Annotated in this window: 8 protein-coding genes and 1 pseudogene; all 9 read right to left on the bottom strand. The window is 35.4% G+C overall.

Annotation, left to right across the window (positions count from 1 at the left end):
• Nucleotides 1-2,452 (bottom strand): annotated as a pseudogene (locus tag FND99_RS19990) (hypothetical protein); the annotation flags it as partial.
• Between the two features lie 235 nt (nucleotides 2,453-2,687).
• Nucleotides 2,688-3,776: a helix-turn-helix domain-containing protein gene (locus tag FND99_RS19985; protein WP_162615580.1), complete on the bottom strand. Its 1,089-nt coding sequence runs from the start codon at nucleotides 3,774-3,776 to the stop codon at nucleotides 2,688-2,690.
• Between the two features lie 116 nt (nucleotides 3,777-3,892).
• Nucleotides 3,893-4,819, bottom strand: coding sequence for an NAD-dependent epimerase/dehydratase family protein (locus FND99_RS19980; RefSeq protein ID WP_144339689.1), 927 nt, complete (start codon nucleotides 4,817-4,819; stop codon nucleotides 3,893-3,895).
• Between the two features lie 89 nt (nucleotides 4,820-4,908).
• Nucleotides 4,909-5,931 carry an LLM class flavin-dependent oxidoreductase gene (locus FND99_RS19975; RefSeq protein ID WP_144339688.1) on the bottom strand — a complete coding sequence of 341 codons (1,023 nt, stop codon included), beginning with the start codon at nucleotides 5,929-5,931 and terminating at the stop codon, nucleotides 4,909-4,911.
• A 429-nt stretch (nucleotides 5,932-6,360) separates the two neighbouring features.
• On the bottom strand, nucleotides 6,361-8,373 hold the full coding sequence (locus FND99_RS19970; protein ID WP_144339687.1) for a RagB/SusD family nutrient uptake outer membrane protein: 2,013 nt from the start codon (nucleotides 8,371-8,373) through the stop codon (nucleotides 6,361-6,363).
• 13 nt (nucleotides 8,374-8,386) lie between these two features.
• Nucleotides 8,387-11,776, bottom strand: a complete 3,390-nt coding sequence (locus FND99_RS19965) for a SusC/RagA family TonB-linked outer membrane protein (RefSeq protein ID WP_144339686.1) — start codon at nucleotides 11,774-11,776, stop codon at nucleotides 8,387-8,389.
• Between the two features lie 460 nt (nucleotides 11,777-12,236).
• The gene (locus FND99_RS19960) at nucleotides 12,237-13,667 is read right to left on the bottom strand and encodes a SusD/RagB family nutrient-binding outer membrane lipoprotein (protein WP_144339685.1); all 1,431 of its coding nucleotides are present in this window, start codon (nucleotides 13,665-13,667) and stop codon (nucleotides 12,237-12,239) included.
• A gap of 12 nt (nucleotides 13,668-13,679) precedes the next feature.
• Complete coding sequence (locus tag FND99_RS19955) at nucleotides 13,680-16,859, bottom strand: SusC/RagA family TonB-linked outer membrane protein (protein WP_144339684.1); 3,180 nt, start codon at nucleotides 16,857-16,859, stop codon at nucleotides 13,680-13,682.
• 932 nt (nucleotides 16,860-17,791) lie between these two features.
• Nucleotides 17,792-20,482, bottom strand: a complete 2,691-nt coding sequence (locus tag FND99_RS19950) for a glycoside hydrolase family 2 TIM barrel-domain containing protein (protein ID WP_211356647.1) — start codon at nucleotides 20,480-20,482, stop codon at nucleotides 17,792-17,794.
• Nucleotides 20,483-21,125: the final 643 nt, after the last annotated feature.

Here is a 21,125-nt window from a genome sequence, read left to right as displayed (position 1 = left end):
CTCCTGTTCCTCCCGTAACGCCAACTGTCGCTGATCCAGTTTTGTCGCCGTGGCAAGCAATATTTGTCTGAGAATCTGCAGTTGCTACAAGTGCATCTGGCTCAGTGATTATGAAATTCTGTGTTGCTGTACACAAATTTGCATCTGTAACAGTTACTGTATAAGTTCCAGCTCCAAGTCCTGTAGCTGTCGCCGAAGTTCCGCCTGACGGAGACCAAGAATAAGAATATGCTCCTGTTCCTCCCGTAACGCCAACTGTCGCTGATCCAGTTTTGTCGCCGTGGCAAGCAATATTTGTCTGAGAATCTATTGATGCTACAAGTGCATCTGGTTCTGTAATGGTAAAACTTTGTGTTGTAGTGCACAAATTTGCATCTGTAACCGTTACGGTGTAAGTTCCACCTCCAAGTCCTGTAGCTGTCGCCGAAGTTCCGCCTGACGGAGACCAAGAATAAGAATATGCTCCTGTTCCGCCTGTTACGCCAACTGTCGCTGATCCAGTTTTGTCACCATGACAAGTAACAATATTGGTTTGTGAATCTACTGATGCTACTAAAGCATCTGGTTCTGTGATTGTGAAACTTTGTGTTGTTGTGCAAGAATTTGCATCTGTAACGGTTACAGTGTAAGTTCCTGCGCCAAGCCTTGTGGCTGTCGCTGAAGTTCCACCTGACGGAGACCAAGAATAAGAATATGCTTCAGTTCCACCTGTAACGCTTACTGTGGCAGACCCCGTTTTGTCGCCATGACAAGCAATATTTGTTTGAGAACCTTGTGATGCTACTAAAGCATCTGGTTCTGTAATTGTAAAATCTTTATTTACTGAAATATAATTTGCATCTATAACAGCTACTGTGTAGGTTCCTGCAATAAGACCGGAAGCTGTTGCGTCAGTACTACCTGAATGATACCACAAATACGAATATGGAGCTGTTCCACCTGTTGCACTTATTGTTGCTGATCCTGTAGCACCTCCATAGCATGAAACGTTAGTTTGAGCGACAGCTGTTGCCACAAGCTCATCTGCTTCTGTAATACTAAAACTTTGAGTTGCCATGCACAAATTTGCATCAGTTACAGTTACTGTATAAGTACCTAGACCAAGTCCCGTCGCTATTGAAGAATTTTGCCCAAATATTGGAAATAAAGAAACTGATGGTGACCACGAATAGGAATACGGTTCGCTTCCTCCAGTCGCTACTACTGCAATAGAACCATCCTTTTGCCCCTTTTTAGATACATTAGTTTGGAAAGGAGTAATAACGATACCTTGAGAAACAGTATATGTGATCGTTTTCGAGCAACCAGTTGGAGATGTAATAGTTACCGTATAATCTCCTGCCATTAATCCTGTTCTATCTTTTGTAGTTACTCCGTCGCTCCAATTATAAGTATAAGTTCCATTTGTTAAACTTGGCAGCGTAATTGCTCCACTATTTCCACCATTGCATGACACATTGGTAATAACTGCTTTGGGTTCAATCATCGTTAATTCAATATTCCCTCTTGACTGCCCCCACTCTTCAGCAATTTGAAATTCAACTTTGCTATTGCTATCCAAAAAGCCTTCCCAAACATTTGTATGCGATTCACAACAATTATTATCACTTAAAACTAAAACTCCATCAATATAAAGTCTAACCCAATCATCATGCATTGGTATATCTATTTTATAATAGCCACAAGGAAATCCTTGCCTTTTTGCACTCCAAGAGTGATCATCGCCATTTACTCTACATCCTTGATAATTTCCTACTGAAGAGGGAGTATCATAATCTTCAAAATAATCCTCAGAATTAAAACTTAATGAGTTAGCCGTAAAATAACCCGAATAATCAGATTGCCAAGCTTTATTACTAACAACGCCTTTATTCCAAGCATAAACATTCCAAACATTATCGCCATAAACTTCTGGGTTACCTATAGAAGTTGTAGCATTGAGATTAATATCTACAATACCCTTTGTAACACAATGAGTTGTATTATCAGTAACAGTTACTGTATAGGCTCCTGCCGTGAGCCCACTTACTGATTGTGTAGTTTGTATAGTTGGTGTATTCCAGCTATAACTGTAATTTTCTGAACCTCCTTTGACTGCCACAGTTGCAGAACCAGTTGTACCACCTCCGCATGAGGCATTTGTTTGCACTGCTATTGCTTTATATGTATTTATTGTCACAACCGTCGTTGCAGTCAAACCATATCTATCCTTTGCAGTTACCATGTAACTTCCTGCATTTAAATTTGATAGACTACTTGTTGTTGCTCCATTTGACCAAATGTAAGTAAATGGAAAGGAGCCACCTGAAAAACCATACATTGTAATTGAGCCAGTTGGTGAAGCACAATTTATATCTGTTTTACTATAATAAAATGTATTTTGTCCAAACACGTTGGATGAAGTAAAAACAATAAGGAAAAATGTAAAAATTAAAAGTAGTTTTTTCGTCATATTTAGGGTTTAGTTTGTTAACTTTTTTGGATTCAAACTCAATAAAATAAGTAGTCAGTACATTTCTGTATTATACATTTATAAAAAATGTATTTACAACATTTAAAGAATCTGCCCGCAAAATTAGACAAGTGAACACGCTCAAAAACACTCCAAAAAGTTTTGACATAGAAAATCTATAGCCCAAAAAGTTTTTTTTGTGGCATAAAAATTAGAAGAAAAATAAAAAAGGTTATTAAACCGCTACATCATATTCCTGCTTTTGCAGTTCGGAAGGCAGAATACCATGGTGTTTTTTAAAAACTGCAGTAAATTTGCTGGTATTTTCGTAACCCAATTTATACGAAATCTCCTTTATCAAAAATTTATTTTCGATAATGAGTTCTTTGGCCAACTGCATTTGTTTTTCTTGGAAATATTTGTAGATCGGTTTTCCAAAAAATTGCTTGAATTCAGATTTGAGTTTGCTTTCTGAAATTTTGAATTTTTCAGCCAAAAAGTCAATTCCAGGGAATTTATCATAAAGATTGCTCGTCAAATAATTCTCCACTTTGTTGATGCTGAATTTATCTTCATAATCAATTGCAAAATGTTTTTCAATTACTTGATGATCGCGACAAGTTCTTAAAAAACCGAAAATAAGATTTAAAGTACAGAGCTTAAATTGAAGAAAATCAATATGATTCGCTTCATTATTCATATTCATAACTTCGTCAAAAATACCAAAGTTTTTCACTAGCTCATCTTTTTCATCAATAGGCCAAGCTATATACGGTTGATCAGACGCAATAAATTTATCCAATCCAACTTCTGAAAACAAACTGTTTTGAAGCAGATTTTTTTGAAGCCATTCTTCATTAAAATACAAAGTGATGTATTTATTATTTGCCCCTTTAAAATTTACATCGCAATTTCGTTCTTTTGGCTTAAAAAATGTCCAGCTATAATTTGCAAAACATAATTGCTTTTCACAAATTTTCAAATCGATTATTGGCTGACTTGTAACATTATTAAGGCTAAGCATATAGTAGCCTTTATCTTCAATTTTCATTTCGGCTGGGTCATCATAAACGAGATCAAAAGCTACATTAGTTTTGTATCTCATTTTAGAATAAATAACCCAAAGTCCTTCTTCTAATTTTTGATAATTGAAGCCTCCCGAGCAAAATGGCGTATTAGCGTAAACACTTTGCTTTACTCTATCATGCTTCATAAAAGGGTAATTGGCTAAACTCTCCACAAGATCTTCTGGAGTTTTACTGCTGTAAGGAAGATGATAGAAGCCATTGCTGTACGTAAAAAAGTACTGCTTAAATTGGTTCAACCATTTTTTTAGTGTTTGTTGGAGCATTGTAGTGCCAAAGATAAAATTTATTTGAGTTTTAGCAAGGAATCTCAAAAGCAAAATCTTAAAAAAATGACTCAACAATTATATTTTTTTTACAACTGTTCATTCTTGATTTGCTCAATTCCTTCTTTATAAGTTGTTATCTTAAAATCAGGAAAACGCTTTCTAAATTTTGAATCATCAAATAAATTATCGTATTTGTATCTTGGAAGCAATTCCTGCAATTCTTTCAGTCTTTTATTAAATAATGCGCCAATCTTAAAAACAAAATTTGGAAGAACTGCGTATTTCAATTCTTTCCCAAAAATTTTTGAAGACAATGCTATAAATTGTTTATAGGTTACTCTATTATCATCAATAGGCAAATGCCAAGTCTGCCCAAAAGCATCGGGAGTATTGCCAATTAATGCTGTTGCCCTGCTTGCGTCTGGCGTCCAAATCAGACTTCGTAATTTGTTGTCTTTCAATGGTACTTTTAATTTTTTATTTTCTTTTATAGTATTAAAAATCAAAGTATTCGTGATGCTTTGTGTTTTTCCAGGCCCATAAAATTCAGGTGCTCTGCAAATAACTGCTTGCAATTTGCCAGATTTCATTTCATTTAAAACCATTTCAGCCATTGCTTTTCGTACTTTTCCTTTTCTTCCAACTGGAGCAAAAATTGTTTCTTCAGTAAGTACACGATTATCTTGCGGATACATATACGTATTATCAAAGAAAACCAATTTTGTTCCGTTTATTTTACAGGCTTCAATTACATTTCGTGTGATATCCAAAAATTGTTTTTCCCATAAATCAGAATCCATTGGAAGACCTAAAGTAAAATAAGCAATTTCACTTCCTTTTACAGCTTCAATTGCCTCTTCTTTAATAGATAAATCGGCAGAAAATACAGTATCTGTATCGTTTATCTTTTTTACTTTTCTGCTGACAACTCGAATATCTGAAGTAAAATTTCGTTTCAATTCTCTTGCCAGTTCTTCTCCTATTTGTCCGTTTGCACCTAATATTGTTTGCATATTTTTTTATTTTTCTTTTGAAACGATGCTGTTAATAGTAAAAAAACTCCCTTAAAAAAGGGAGCTTTTTATAATTATTCTGAAAAATTTTAACGCCAACCCAATTCTGGAGCAACATATTTTAGTATTGAAGAAAGAATATGTACGTTATACTCAACCCCTAAAGTATTAGGAATTGTCAAGAGCAGTGTATCGGCTTCTTGAATCGCTTCATCTTCTGCTAGTTCTTTAATAAGCTGCTCAGGTTCGGCTGCATAACTTTTTCCAAAAATAGCGCGTTTATCACTTTCAATATTTCCAAAACTATCAGATCCTCTGCCTTGATCGCCAAAATAAAATTTATCCTGATCAGTTACCAATGCAAAAATAGAACGACTAACGGAAACTCTAGGTTCGCGTGAATGTCCCGCTTTTTTCCAAGCTTCTTTATACAATCTGATTTGTTCTGCTTGTTGAATATGGAAAGGTTTGCCGTTTTCGTCATATTTCAAAGTAGAACTTTGCAAGTGCATTCCGTTTTCGGCTGCCCAGACAGCAGTTGCATTCGATGCTGCTCCCCACCAAATTCGTTCACGTAATCCTTCAGAATAAGGTTCAAGTCGCAATAAGCCAGGTGGATTTGGAAACATAGGAAACGGATTTGGTTCTGCAAATCCTTCGCCGTCAAGTCTTTTTAAAAACTCCAATGCTTTTTTACGTCCCATATCGGCGTCAGTTTCTCCTTCTAACGGTTCATAACCAAAAGAACGCCAGCCATCAATAACTTGTTCTGGTGATCCTCTACTGATTCCTAATTGTAATCGCCCTTCTGAAATTAAGTCGGCTGCACCAGCGTCCTCCACCATATATAGCGGATTTTCGTAACGCATATCGATAACTCCGGTTCCAATTTCGATTTTGCTCGTTTTTGCACCAATCGCAGAAAGCAACGGAAAAGGTGATGCTAATTGTCGTGCAAAATGATGTACTCTAAAATAAGCGCCATCTATACCTATTTCCTCTGCAGCAACCGCTAAATCGATAGACTGAAGAAGCGTATCGCTTGCCGTGCGAGCTTTATAAGATGGATGATTTGCCCAATGCCCAAATGATAAAAATCCAATTTTCTTCATAGATCGCATTATTATTATTTACTCTCCCAAATATACGCATCATTATTTAGTGCGTCTGCACACTTTTTACATAAAAAATTATTAATATTTTACCCGTTGGGTGTAATTCATACTTTTTTATTAAACACATAGAAACATAGATTTTATTTCTAGAAAAGACACTAAAAAGAAACTAGTTTCTAACACATAGCTAACTATGTTTATTTAAAACAAGTGAAACGCCTTTTTTGCGCTTTCTAAATCTATCCCGAGGCTTCGGGACTATGTGTTTAAATTAATTTCACCCAACGGGTTAATATTTTCTAAAATAAAAAAACGAGTTAATATACATTAACTCGTTTTTACTTTCGCTTCTTTGAATATTTAAGAAGCTATTTATTCTGTTGTTTTATTTCTGAAACTTAATTTAGGGGCAAAATAAAACTAAATTTAAATTTTACTTTCATCTGCAACAGCATCTTGCCATTTATCCCAAACTTTAACTGCTTCATTATAGCCATCATAACCATAGTTCTGACTTAACTGACCTTTGATATTAGGCTCAATAGCAAGTTTAAACGGAATTGGCCAGTAATTGTTGCGTTTGTCCATAGTATAAAACTTTACACCTGGTTTAAGAGAAATACCAGCTGGATATTTGTTGTAAAGTGTATAATGAACGATTCGCTGCCACCAATAACTTCCTCCAGTTTTGTCTGTTCCTGATTGTTTGTCCCAAGTTGCTAAATTATACGTATTACCCCATTCATCAGGTTTTCCGCTCATAGCTAAACAGTGTGAAATACGTTTTAACTCAACATTTCTCCACTCTTCCATATAAAGCTCTCTTCCTCTTTCTGCACAAATATCACCAATAGTTACCGTTGTATACATTTGAGACGCTTTTGCTCTTGCTCTTACAACATTCACATCCTGAGCAGCTCCAGTAACATTTCCTTGATAGAAACGAGCTTCTGCACGCAATAAATATGTTTCAGCTAAACGATAGATATACATGTGTGCACTTGCTCCTGCAGTAGCTCCCTGAAAATCATTTGCTGCTGGATTAGCCTCAGCCACAACGTCATGATAAAAGATTTTGTAATGAGGAAAATCATACCAATCACGAATAGAATCTTGCGCTAATAATTTACCTGCAGCATCTTTCATTCTGAAATTTTGTCCAGCCCATGTAGCACTTCCTCCTGCTCCAGGAGCATATTTAAGGTCTTCCATATTCACCCAGTTACCAACAGTACTGTTGTGTCTAAGATCTTGTTTATCCTCAACGCCATTCACAACCCACATAGGATGTTGTGAATAATAAGAACCACTGATTGTACCAATACCACGTCCGATCGCTCTTTGGTAATCATATTTTGCATTGTAATTCGTTTTGTCAGTCAATGGAAAACGAGGTGCTGCAGTTTTACCATCAGGAGTAATCAAGTTGGCATCATTCCAGTTTGGTCCAAAGATTCTCATTGAAGCAAATGCCAAGAATGACTGTGCTCCTCCGTTTGGTGCAACTAAAATCGCTTCAGTATTCGCAGCGATTACTTTGTTCTCAGGTCTGTGCAAATCCCAGATTACGTTTCTGGTAATTGGCCACGCAGTAGGATTTCCACCCGGATCAAAAATTCCTAAATTGCCTTGTACCAAAGAATAACCAGATTGATTAATCAAAATATTAGCTTGAGCTTCAGCATCAGCAAATCTTCCAGAAGCTAAATAACATTTGATTAGTAGTTGACGACAAGCACCTTTGCTAACCATACCTACATATCCAATTTTTGATTGGTCTGGTACCCATTGAACAGCTTTTTCCATATCAGCCGTAATCATTTCGATAATAGCCTCTTTTTTAGTAGAATAATAACTTTGTTTTGGAACTTCCAAAATTTTAGTAATCAATGGAATATCTCCAAATTCATACACTAAATTAAGATAACGGTAAGCTCTGTGAAAATAAGCCTGACCAATATATTTGTTTTTAACCTCTTCAGATAAACTTGTTACATTCCCAATATAAGTTAACACTGTATTAGCATTTTTAATACCCGTGTAAGCTTCAGTCCAAAGGAAACCAAGGTAAATCGATTCACCACTTGGCTCTCTACGATATATATCTGTCCCGGCAGAAGGCACTATAGTAGCTGCATAATCAGCAATATTACTTCCAGTATCCGTTTTTCCATATTGTGCCATATCAGAGAAAAGGTACTCTGTACCAATAGGCACACTCACACCAGAAAAACTGTAATGAATATAATTATTACGCAACTGTTTATCACACTGTGCTAACGTAGCCTGCAAACCAGCCTCTGTTGTAAATGTAGTTGCTGGATCATAAAACGAAAGAGGATCCGCATCGAGGAAATCTTTTGAACAAGAGCTAGCCATCACTGCCAATACTGCAAAAGGCACCAGTCTTGTTATTTTGTTTTTTATATATTTTTTCATTGTTGAGTAAATTTTAAAGTTGGAAATTAAAACCTAAATTAAATTGTCTTGTAGCCAATCCTCCTGTTTCTGGATCTCCAAAATATTTCCATTCTTTAGAAGCAGACCATGTCGCTACGTTTTGAACAGAAGCATAAATTTTGATATTTTTAATATGTGCACGATCTAAAAGATCTCTAGGAAGCGTATAAGCTAGCGAAATATTATCTAGACGAATGAAACTACGATCGTATAATCTTCCTGGAGCGGCTGGAGTTCCAGCAGGTCCTTTAGCATCAAGACGCGCCCACTCATTTGTTGGATTGTCAAGTGTCCAATACGGATTTACATATGGATTAAAGTTGAATTTATACAAACTCGCATCGTTGAATGTATTCATGTAAATTGAACTAAGTGATTTTCCGCCATTATAAGAATACATGCTGATTCCTAAATCCCAGTTTTTGTAAATCTTGAAATCATTACGCAAAGTCCACTGTACTGGAGGATTTGTATTTCCTAAAAACTGCTTATCTTTTTCGTTATAAACTGCTTTTTTGTAAGCAACACCATCTGCATCTACTGCATCAATATCATCTGCTGTATAGCTGTTTTCAACTTTTGGATCTCCAGGACGCTGTCCATATCTTTGAGCTTCTTTCCACTCGTCTTTTTGCCAAATTCCAGTTACTTTATAATCCCAAATTTGAGAAATTGGTCTTCCGATAAACCATCCGTTAGTTGAATCATCACCCTCTTTTTTCCCAATAACATTACCATTTGCATCTTTAATATCTACCATGTTTCCGTATAATGAGATAATTTTATTTTCATTATAAGAAATACCAAATGTAGTACGCCACTCAAAGTTTGGTTTTTTCATATTTAGAGTGTTAATACTAAATTCAAAACCTTTATTTTGAACCTCTCCAAGGTTGGTTGCAATTGATGAGAATCCAGTGAAACCAGGCAACGATTGGCTCATAATCATATCATGAGTAGCTGTCTTGTAAAGATCTAAAGTAGCAGTAATACGATCATGCAAGAAACCTAAATCAAGACCAATATTAGTAGATGTAGTTTTTTCCCATTGTAAATTTGGATTTGCCATACGATCAAGTGATAAATACTTCATTTCAAGTGCTTTTCCTGAAGCATCTAAATAACCCATTGTTCCATTGCTTACTAAGTTTGCTAGAGAAATGTACGGATCAGCAAGTGCTCTATTTCCATTTTTACCCCAAGACAAACGCAATTTACCAGTGCTCATGGCATCCCATTTAAACCAGTTTTCATTTTTAAAGTTCCATGCAACCCCAAAAGAAGGGAAAACCGCATAAGGATCTGTAGCACCAAATGCTGAATATCCATCACGACGAATAGTTGCTGTAAACATATAACGGTTATCAAATGAATAGAAAAGTCTTCCCATCAATGCATCTGCCGTTTCATGCGTATCATTTGATCTAAGTACACTGTTTGCTAATGTTGCAGTATTAACATTGTGAAACCCTAAAGCATCTGAAGGTTGAATATTATTAGCATCCATTCCATCAGACCAAAAACGACGCTCTTCAGCTTCCTGAACAAAAGTTGCAATGATATGATGTTTTTCAGCAATCGTGTAATCCCATGCTAATGTGTTGTTAAGGTTATAATCAAACCTCATTTCATTATTTCTAACTGCTCCAGTAGTCGCTGGAGCCCAGTTTGGATTTTGTGTTGATCTAAAATCACGTCTGTGATAAAATTGGTAACGAGGAGCAATGTTAAATGAATACGTAATACCTAAAGGCAATGTTACCTTTGTATTGAAAACAGAATTCAAGGTCACATATCCTCTCTCTTGCTCAATAAATTGACGCTCGTAGTAGTAATTATAGTTCTGTCCAGAAACGTTTTTACCCATTGGTTGTCTCTCATAGTTGCCATTTGCATCGATAAAAGTTCCAAAAGGGCTTGTTCTCATCATGTTGTTATCACCGGCAGCTGTTCCTAGGTTAGGTGTAATATCTCCGTCTGAACGATCTTGGAAATTAACATTTGCACTAAAGTCAAGCCAATCTGTAATTTTAGCATCAACTTTCATGTTAGAACGAGCCGATTTATAATCGTTTCCAACAATCGCTCCTTCTGAAGTCAAATAACCAAAAGACATGTAGTAGTTTACCTTGTCGCTTGCTCCAGAAACACTTAAATTATTGTCATGGTTAATTCCGGTTCTAAAAGAACTATTGCTCCAATCATGAGTTTTGTCTGCCAAGAAATTTGCCATTAATGAAGGATCAAAATTCAATCCTAAACGTGTTCCCCAAACTTCCTTGCTGCTTTTTCCTGCTGTTTGAGTAGCTGGCTGATAAGCAAGCCACTGCGCTTCAGAAATTCCCCATTTTCCTAAATCATTTGGATTTGAAAAATATCCAGGTTTCCCATTTGCAACTGTTCCAGCAATCCATGCTTCGTATTGTTTAGTTGCTGGGTTTACACCATAAGTTTGAGCAGTTTCCCAATCTTCACGGTATTTCAAGTATCCTTCTGGGGAATACACGCCACGATAAGCACTCTTATTGCTAATTGTGGTGTTTGTTGTAAAACTAATGATTGGTTTTCCTGTTTTACCTTTTTTAGTTGAAATAAGAATAACCCCTGCTGCCGCTCTCGATCCGTATACAGATGCTGCCGATGCATCTTTTAGGATATCAAGTTGCTGAATATCATCAGGATTGATTTCTGATAATTCACCATAAAACTGCATTCCATCTAAAATAATAAGTGGTGAATTATGAGGTCCTCCCACTTTTGTATCTGAACTAGCAGTATACACAGAAGTCTGTCCACGAATCTGGATGCTTCCTCCTCCTTTTGCAGAAGGATCATAACCTACTCTAACACCCGGAGTACCTCTTAAGATATCCTGAACTGTTTGTGGGTTTTGGTTTGCAAGCTTGTCAGGTGTTACTTGAACAATTGCTCCAGTTAAGTCTTTTTTCTTCATTTTACCGTAACCTACTACCACAACTTCGTCTAATGAAGTAGTTGCTTTTTGCAGTTTTACGTTAATTGAAGCTTCACCTTTTACTGAAACTTCCATCGTTTTGTAACCTAGAAAAGAGATTACCAATACCGCATTGTCGTTCTCAACTTTCAAAGTAAATTTTCCGTCAAAATCTGTCAAGGCAGCATTTTTGCTTCCTTTTTCTAAAACGGTAACACCTGGCAAAGGCATACCATTTTCATCATTGACTTGTCCTTTGATGTTTTTTTGAAAATTTACATTCAGATGATCTTTTGCACTTTTGGCACTAACGGCGTATCCATTGATTTGAGTTAAAGAAAACAATACAAAGAGCATCATCATTTTCTTTTTCAAACTAAATACCGATACACAATCAGGACCATTTTTAATCCTAATAAAATTTGTCATTTTTGGTTTTACTTTTTGGTTAATTAATTAGTTAGTTTTAAATCACCTCGACGTAAGTGAAATCGATTAATGATTAGATGTGCAAAATTGAATAATAAAGGTTCTGACAAGGGGTAATAAAATACATTTTTGGGGATACTATAGTGTTGTTTGTGCGTTTCAGCGCTTTTTTTGCCGGAAAAAAATAGCATCAATAAAAAAACAGATAAAAAAATACAGAATATTCAAACAAATTAAATTTTGAAGAAAACACAAATGTGTTTCAGAATTATCTTATAGTTATTAAATGGCAGTCAGACAATTAAATGTCAAAAATGTCGATTTCAAAAAGTGGTAGAAATGAAATTTTGGAAACAACATATTACGGCTATCTTATCCGATTGAAAAATCATAAATAGTATAAAAATAAAAAAGCTAAATCTTTCGATTTAGCTTTTTATATATAAATTGGATGCCATTATTATTTTGCATCAAACCAAAGTTTTGTTGTTAAAAGATCTTTTCCTTGAGTAGCGACCGCTGCTTGATAACTTACTCCGTTCAAAGATTGTTCTGTTCCCGGATAAAAGAAGCGTGAAGGAAGCTGTCCGTCTAAAACAGTTGCCGGGCCCGCTTTTAAAACCGGATAATCAAGTCTTCTCCATTCGGTAAAAGCATCAAGACCTTGTCCGTAAAATGCGATCCATTTTTGAGTACCAATTGATTTTGCATAATTCGTAGCATCATATTTTACAGTTGCCTGATTTAAATAAGTAGTAATAACTGTTGCATCTGTAATTCCGAATTGATTGAACGATGCTGTAATCGCGCTTTTATAAAGCTGTTCGGCATCACCAGGTATATAACCACGGGCAACAGCTTCTGAAAGATTGAATAATGTTTCTGAATAAGAAGCGATTACGGCCGGCGATGACGAAGTCAAGAAATACGTTCCCGGTTTTGACGTTTTAGCAAAACCTTGGCTGTTAGCATCACTGTTTGACAAACCATTTGCACCTCCAACATATTTCCCAACGCTTGCATCTGAAGGCAATTGCGCATAAACCGGCAAACGTGGATCGACTAACTCGTTTAGCTTATCAACCATAGTTTTTGAAATACGGAAATCATCTCGGGTTTCAAACCAAGCCGAAGCCGGATTTTGCTGTGGCGAAGTAATATAAGTAAATTTAAATGTATCATTATTGCTGCTTATCAAACCGCCAGCATCAGATGTTGCATCAATTGCTGCCTGTTTTGCCAACGCGGGTTCTCTGTCAGAAATTCTAAGTGCAATACGCAAACGAAGTGAATTTACCAATTTCTTCCATTTCGAAATATCGCCTTTGTAGGCCAAATCTCCAGTTACAGAACCATTCGTTGCATTCAATAAAGACTGTGCCTGTTTTAAATCTTCAAGTAATCCTGTATAAACTTCTTTTTGTGTGTTATAAGCTGGAGTAACTTTTAAACCTGCTTCTTTATACGGAATGCTCCCGTAAGCATCTGTCAGCAACAAAAATGTCCAAGAACGCAATGTTAATGCAATTCCCTTATAATTTGAATTTGCTTGGTCAGCTGGAAAATTAATAATCGTATTCAAATCGGTAATTAGAGTGGCATATCCTGTATTCCACAAAGTTGTGAACGAAGTATTGGATACATCATATCGATCTGGCTCAGTATATTGGATTTTAGCCCAATGCTGCACAAATAATAAAGAGGAATTAAAATTATTATCGGCTCCCCAGTATAGATCGGCACCTTGTTTTAAAGATCCTGTCAGCAAATACGGCACCAATGGTGTTTCTGTTGCATTTGGATTTTTGTTGATATCATCCAGGGTATCGCTGCAAGAAACGGCCGCTAGCGATAATGCAAAGAGTGTTATATATGATAATTTTTTTAGCATGATTCTGTGTTTTTAAAATTTAAGATTAACATTCAAACTGAAGTTTCTCGTAGTTGGAAGAGCCAAACTCTCTAAACCTTGAGCATTTCCAGTGTTAAAAGCAGTTTCAGGATCAATATTTGGCACATCTTTATAAATAAAGAATAAGTTACGTCCTACGGCTGTAATACTTGCTCCTTGAAATCCAAGTTTCTTCGCAAATGATTTATTGAAATTATAAGCCAATTTAATTTCTCTCATCTTTACAAAAGTTGAACTATAAATATATGCTTCGCTGATGTTGTAGGATGCTTTATAATATTCTTGTGCGCTTAATAATGTCGTATTTGGTGTTCCATCTGCATAAACACCTTTAAAAATCATTCCGTCATCATATACTACTGCACCATTTGGAGCCGTTGCACCAGCAGGTAGCAATGTTTTTGTAGTGCCTGACACGTAGTAATTCAATCCGCCGTTTGCTGCATCGCGTCCCGGAAGCGTCTCCGCTAAAACACCTGTGTAATCACCTGTTCTATTTGTTCCCGAGAAAAGTTCACCACCTACACTTGCATCAATAAGAAATGAAAACTCAATATTCTTATACGTCAAAGTATTCGTAATTCCTGCTAAATAATCTGGTGTATAATGTCCTAAAATTTTCTTTGTCGGATCTGCTTTTGGCAATCCATTTGCTCCAACAACAATATTCCCATTTGCATCACGCTGATATGCCGTACCATAAAGTGCTCCATACGCCTGTCCTACAGATGCCAACACGTCTACGCCTCCTGACGAACCAATTGTGTAATTCTGAATCTGTTTGTCATAATCCAAAATCTCAACTTTGCTGGTATTTTTTGAATAATTCACACCTACATTCCATTTGAAATTTTCAGTTTGAACAGGGTTTCCGTCCAATTGAATTTCAATACCATGATTGTTAATTTTTCCTGCATTAATCAATTGCGAATTGTATCCGCTTGCTGCTGTAGTTTTTATTTCTAAAATTTGATCTAAACTATTTGTGTTATAATAAGCAAAATCAAAATGAAGTCTGTTTTTCCAGAAAGAAGATTCTAAACCAACTTCGGTTGAACGTGTTGTTTCTGGTTTCAAGTTCTCATTAAGTTTCTTTTGCGAAGAAGTCTGAATCGGGTTTCCGTCAAATGCTGTTTGGAAATTATAAACCGTCGATAATTGATACGGATCTGCATCATTACCAACTTCAGACCATCCGCCACGTACTTTTAAGAAATCAAGCGTATTGCTTTTAATATTCAAAGCGTCTGTCAATACTAAACTCCCATTAATAGAAGGATAAAAATAAGAACGGTTGCTGCTTGGCAAAGTTGAAGACCAGTCGTTACGAGCTGTTACGTTTAAAAACGCATAATTTCTAAAACCTAATTGCGCCGAAGCATAAGCACTATAAACTCTCAATCTTGATAATGTGTTTGATGATGTTAAAGGGTCACGAGAATTTGTTAATGTATATAAATCTGGTACGGCTAAACGTGGTGCTTTTTGATAATTGTTTGCATCGCTGTGGTTTCGAATATTGAATCCGCCGAGCGCATCTAGACTAAAATCATCATTCAATTTTTTAGTGTATTGCAAGATTCCTTCTGTATTTCTTTCATCTACAGTATAAGCATCTTCTGCATACGACCCGAAAGGAGTTCCATTTGTACCATATTTAATCGTGTATTTTCTGCGGTCATTATAATAATCAACTCCTGTACGGAATCTAAAATTAAGTCCGTCGATAATTTTTGCATCCAAATGAATATCACCAATTATACGATTACGTTGTTGGCTAGTGGTATTATAATAAGCATTCCAATACGGATTACTGTAGTAGCTGTTGTTCCAGTTTTGGTTCCAATTATTGTTAAGTTCATCAGTATCAACTTGACGTCCAAACCAAAGAAACTGAAGCATTACACCAGCCGCACGCCCGCCTAATGGTCCACCTGGCAATTGTGGCGCATTAGTAACAATATAATTTGCCGTTACCCCAACTTTAATATTTGGAGATATTTGGTAATTTGTATTAACGCTAAAGTTTGTTTTATTTACTTCACTGTTTGGCACCGTTCCTAATTGCTTTTGATTGTTTACACCTAAACGGAAATCTGATTTATCATCTGATTTAGCTACAGAAACGCTATTGTCATAAGTGAGTCCTGTATTAAAAAAGTCTTTCACATTATTAGGATGTGCGACAAAAGGGACTGCAACACCATTTGAATAAAATTGCGGAATCAAACGCCCGTCCATTTTTGGTCCCCAGCTTTCATCAACTCCATCATTCACTCCTCCTCCTTTTCCGTCAACATAGCTGAATTTTCCGTTTGAACCTTGTCCGAATGTGTTTTGATAACTTGGCAAAGTACTAACTTGAGAAACGGTAATACCAGAATTTACACTAATTCCAAGTCCTTTCTGGCCTTTTCCTGATTTTGTAGTAATCAAAACAACACCATGCGCCGCACGCGATCCATAAAGTGCCGCCGCGTTTGGACCTTTTAATACTGTTAATGTTTCAATATCTTGCGGATTTAAGTCGGAAATTGCATTTTTAAAATCTCTGGTTGCTCCTCCACTATTCAATTGTGAATTATCTACAGGAATTCCGTCTACAACAAACAATGGCTGATTATTTCCTGCAATAGAAGTTTCTCCACGAATGATAATACGCGAAGATCCCATATCGCCTTGTGAATTTGTGATGCGAACACCTGCTAATTTACCAGTAAGACTATTCAAAAAGTTAGTCTCTTTTGTATCTGACAATTCTTTGCCTTTAAGTGCTTGAGTAGTATAACCTAACGATTTTTTATCTTTTGTAATTCCTAATGCGGTAACCACAACTTCAGACAGCACATTTTGCTCGGCTGCAAGATCAATTACAACAGCATTTTGATTTACTACAACTTCTGTTTTTTTATAACCTAAATAACTTACAATAAGCGTATAAGGGAATTTTTGTCCTGTCTGGAAAAAAAACTTTCCATCTAAATCTGTTACCACGCCGTGTGTCGTGCCTTTTATGTTAACCGAAGCGCCAATTACCGGCTCTTTTGTAATCGCATCGATTACCGTTCCTTCCAGTTTTGACTGGATTAAAGGTTTTGTTTCTTGAGCCCTAAGCCCTATGGAAATCAATAAAATGCACAACCATGCATAAGTATTTATTTTTTTTTTCATTACTTTGTTTTGGTTTAAAAAATAAGGCAAGCCAAGAATAGATTTACTCCGTTCCCGCTTCCTCATAGAGATGAACAATTTCTTTTAAGCTTCACCATTTCTGCTGCAACAGAAATGGTTTTTTATTTACTGCACATTCGTTTTTTCATTTTTACTTTTTTTTTGATTACTATTATTCGACTTGGTTTTTTCCATCATTTTAAATCCTCTAAATAAGGATTCATCTTATTTTGAATTTTAATGCTTTGTGAGTATAGAGTTTTTTGCAACGAATTTTCTTCGGATAAAATCCTTAAAATTTTATTCTGCAGTAAAAAAAATGATATTATTTATTTTAAACTCTACTAATTTGATAGAACAAAAGTAAATTAAAAATTCTAAATCAAAAATTTTAAATGTTTTTTTTGAAAAAAAATTGTTAACGATAATGATTTCGGAATTTTAATCAATTAAAAACAAGGCTATTAGTGATTGACTGTTTTTCCGATTTTTAATAAGATTTTTACTAATCAACAGACCAAAACCAACACTAAAAGCCAATTTTTAAAGTTTTAAACACTCAAAAAATTAAATTTAGGACAAAAAAAAACAGCCAAGAATTAAGATAAAATTCTTGACTGTTTACAATTATTTTAAAGATTTCTAAGGTCGAATAAAATTCAACAAATTGCTTTCTTCGTCTATGTGTGAGAAACTAGTTTCTTTCAAACTCCTTTTCAAAACTAAAAAAATCTATGTTTCTATGTGTTTAGAAAACTTTCGCATAAAACTCAATCTCCATTTAACTTTGCCAAACTTTAAATCCTCAACAAATTCCCCGCTACACCTATGTGTTAGAAACAAGTTTCTTTCAAAGACCTTTTCAAAGCTAAAAATCTATGTTTCTATGTGTTTAAAAAAAACTTCCGCACAGAAATTCAATGCAGTTTAAATTAAAAAATTCTTTTCAACTCAATTCCGTTCAAAATCGTTTTTCCTGTTTTAGCTTTAAAATCAACACGAATTCCCTTTCCATCCTTTACAAAAACAGTTGTTTTCATATCAACAGCTTTTTCAGGTTCTAGATAATTATTATTTCCCAAATTTTCTAAAAACAATTCACCATTTACCAAAACATCAAAAACTCTAAAAGCTTTTTCTTCTTTTACACTTTTCTCAGCCAAATTGTACGCCAAAGCTTCTCTTGTATTTCCTGAAACAAGCTCAGCAAAATAAAGTGTAACTTCGTATTTTCCGTCAGGAACATCAAAATTAAAAGCTTCTATTCCCTCTCTTTGTGTTTGATAAATTGGATCATTTTCAGTTCCTTTTATCAACTTATTTGTTCCGTAAGGAATCTGCGGATTTCCAGGCATTTTGTACACTTGACCACCTACATAACCCCAACTTCCAGCTTTGTATTCCTGCTCTGGCATCCAATTTTGCTGTATTAATTCATCTGTATATTGACGTTTGTCGCCCAAGCTGATTCGGATATTTTCAAAAGGATATTTTTTGTTGTTCAAATTTGGCGCATAAAGCGTGTAATGTATAACAACAACATCTTTTACACTTTCATTTGAAGTCGAAAATGCTTCAACTAGGTTAGCACCATTTTTAAAAGGTACTTTAAAAATAGCCGAACCTTCTTTTGTTTTTTGACTGTCTAAAGTTTGTCCATTTACTTTTAAAGTAATTTCATTTTCATTCGAAAAAACTTCCAGATTCTCATAATAAAAAGTATCATTTTCTGAAGCCAAAATTCCCGAACGATTTGTCCAGCTTTTAGAACCAATACTTACCACAGGCTTTTTAGACAATCTTGCCTGATAAAGATAGTAGGCATCTTTCGGAATTCTATCCCATGAAATAATACCTTTGTTATTCATATGAGGCCAGCTTTCGGCTCTTCCTTCCGAATTAAATTCGACCAAATTCCAAATTGTTCCTCCCGCAACATAATCAAGATTTTGAATCGCATTTAAATAATGTTTATGATACAACATTGCATACTCCATTGTTTTATCAAATTTCTGCGGATTTTGCGATCGCATTCTTCTGTCGGCATCGGCACCAAATTCTGTGATTACCATAGGCTTATCTGGCAATACTTGATGGTGTTTTTCTAGATATTTTTCCAAACCGCCAAACTCGCCACTATACCAGCCTTGATATAAATTCCAGCCCACAACCATTGGAATTTTGGTCAATCCAACAGAATTATACAAATCAAAAGCACCATGATTAGGAATCATGGTATATCTTGACGGATCTTCTTCTCGTGTCAAGTTTTCCAGTTTTTGTGCCAAAGTAGCGACGTTTTTATAATACACTTGTCTTTCTGCTGATTTTTCATCATATCTCGGACGAAGCAGAATTTCATTCATATACGCCCAGACAATCACGCTCGGGTGATTAAAACTTTGGCGGATCATTTCTCGTTGCATTTCAAGACTGTTGTCTTCAAATTCTTTGGTTTCTGTAATTCGGTTTACTTCTGGCGTTTCTACCATTGCCAAAAGCCCAATTCGATCACAAGTTTCCAAAACTGTTGGGTCTTGCGGATAATGTGCAACACGCACAAAATTCCCCCCCATGTTTTTTATCAATTGCATGTCTTTTTCTGCCAAAGCATCCGGCAATGCATTCGCTAGATCTTTATAATCCTGATGACGGTTGGCACCGATCAATTTGGTTGGTTTTCCGTTGAGAAAAAATCCCTTGTCAGCAGTAAATTCAAACCATCTGAAACCCACCAGAGCAGAAAACAAATCCAATTGTTGTTTTGTTTTTTTATCTAAAATAATAGAAACTGCTTTATACAGATTTGGTGCATCTGGCGACCATAATTTTGGATTCTGAATTGCTTTTGAAAGCTGTTTAAATTCAGTTTTTGAATTTGGTTTTAGTTTTAAATTGGAAGTAATATTAGAAACTTCAACATTATTTTCGTCTAATAATTTTGTGGTAATTTTTATTTCTTTTGAAGAATTAGAAGCATTTTCAACAATTCCTTTCAATTGAAAATTTGCCGATGAAGCAGAAACCGAAGGTGTTGTCACAAAAACACCATCTGAAGCTTTGTTGCTCAAATCAAAATGTACTTCGTTTGCGGCAACCAAATAAACGTCGCGGTAAATTCCACCATAAAAAGTAAAATCGGCATCGAGAGGCGGAATATTTTCATTATAGCTATTATCCACTTTCACCACAATCTGATTTCCTTTTTCTGGATTATTAAACTGCAGAAAATCATTTATAGGAAAGCTGAAAAAATTATAGCCACCAATATGCGAACCCACTTTTTTTCCGTTAATATAAACTTCTGTTGTCTGGTTTGCGCCTTCAAAATAAAGATAAACGGTTTTATTCTTCCAACTCGGATTTACAAAAACAGTTTTTTTATACCAACCTTCGCCTCGGTAATACCCCCAATTGTCGTCCATGACATCAGACTTATTCCAACTGTGTGGTAAATTGACATCTTCCCAATCAATGTTTTTTCCATTTTCTAAATCTGTCGTTTGTAATTTCCCTTTATAAAACTGCCAATTCGAGTTGATTGATTGTTTTATTTTTTCTTGGCTAAATCCTGTCACAAATGCAAATATCATGCACAGGAGTACAATATTTTTTTGAATCATCTTAAATTATAGTTTGATGGTTTTACCAATCCGTAGTTAAACAAAGCTCTTAGGTTGTTTTCTGGATCAGTTAAAATTTAAAAGTAATTTATTTACTAATTATAATTTGGTAGGAATCACTTACTTTCCATCAAATGAATTCGGCATATTCATTTCTGACCCTTTTATAATCATTTTTCAGTCCACTAAAATACTAAAAAGGTCTCTTTATTTACATTACTTTCAAAATAAATTCAGATAAAATTAGTCCATAGACCGTTTTTGATTCCCTTTTTAAAGCTTAAACATATTAATTTAAAGAAGTTGATAGTAAAAAAGCATGAATGAACATAATATCCCAGCCTAAAATTGAATAGATTCACTATATTTTGAGCGTTTCGCTTCCGGTCGTGGTTCCCGCTGTATCTTTTCTGAAAGAATTTTATAGGAAACAAGACATTTAAGATTCCCGCAAAAGGATGCCGCTCCTATCACTAACGCATTCCATTCCCATAGAAACTACAGATTCAAATAAAGAAATCCGGACCTAGATCCCAAAAAACTGCGGACTGAAATTCAAAACTTATAAAACAAAAAAATCCTCATCAAGTGAATGATGAGGATTCTCAAAAGAAAGGCGACGACATACTCTCCCACAAAACTG

The sequence above is a fragment of the Flavobacterium daemonense genome, assembly GCF_007341385.1.
GTDB classification, from domain to species: Bacteria; Bacteroidota; Bacteroidia; order Flavobacteriales; family Flavobacteriaceae; genus Flavobacterium; species Flavobacterium daemonense.
This window is presented reverse-complemented; position numbering and strand designations above follow the sequence as displayed.

Bases quoted from the DNA above. Each gene is read 5' to 3' on its own strand.
- FND99_RS19980 (WP_144339689.1), bottom strand. From the start codon at position 4,819: ATGCAAACAATATTAGGTGCAAACGGACAAATAGGAGAAGAACTGGCA.
- FND99_RS19975 (WP_144339688.1), bottom strand. From the start codon at position 5,931: ATGAAGAAAATTGGATTTTTATCATTTGGGCATTGGGCAAATCATCCA.
- FND99_RS19970 (WP_144339687.1), bottom strand. From the start codon at position 8,373: ATGAAAAAATATATAAAAAACAAAATAACAAGACTGGTGCCTTTTGCA.
- FND99_RS19965 (WP_144339686.1), bottom strand. From the start codon at position 11,776: ATGACAAATTTTATTAGGATTAAAAATGGTCCTGATTGTGTATCGGTA.
- FND99_RS19960 (WP_144339685.1), bottom strand. From the start codon at position 13,667: ATGCTAAAAAAATTATCATATATAACACTCTTTGCATTATCGCTAGCG.
- FND99_RS19955 (WP_144339684.1), bottom strand. From the start codon at position 16,859: ATGAAAAAAAAAATAAATACTTATGCATGGTTGTGCATTTTATTGATT.
- FND99_RS19950 (WP_211356647.1), bottom strand. From the start codon at position 20,482: ATGATTCAAAAAAATATTGTACTCCTGTGCATGATATTTGCATTTGTG.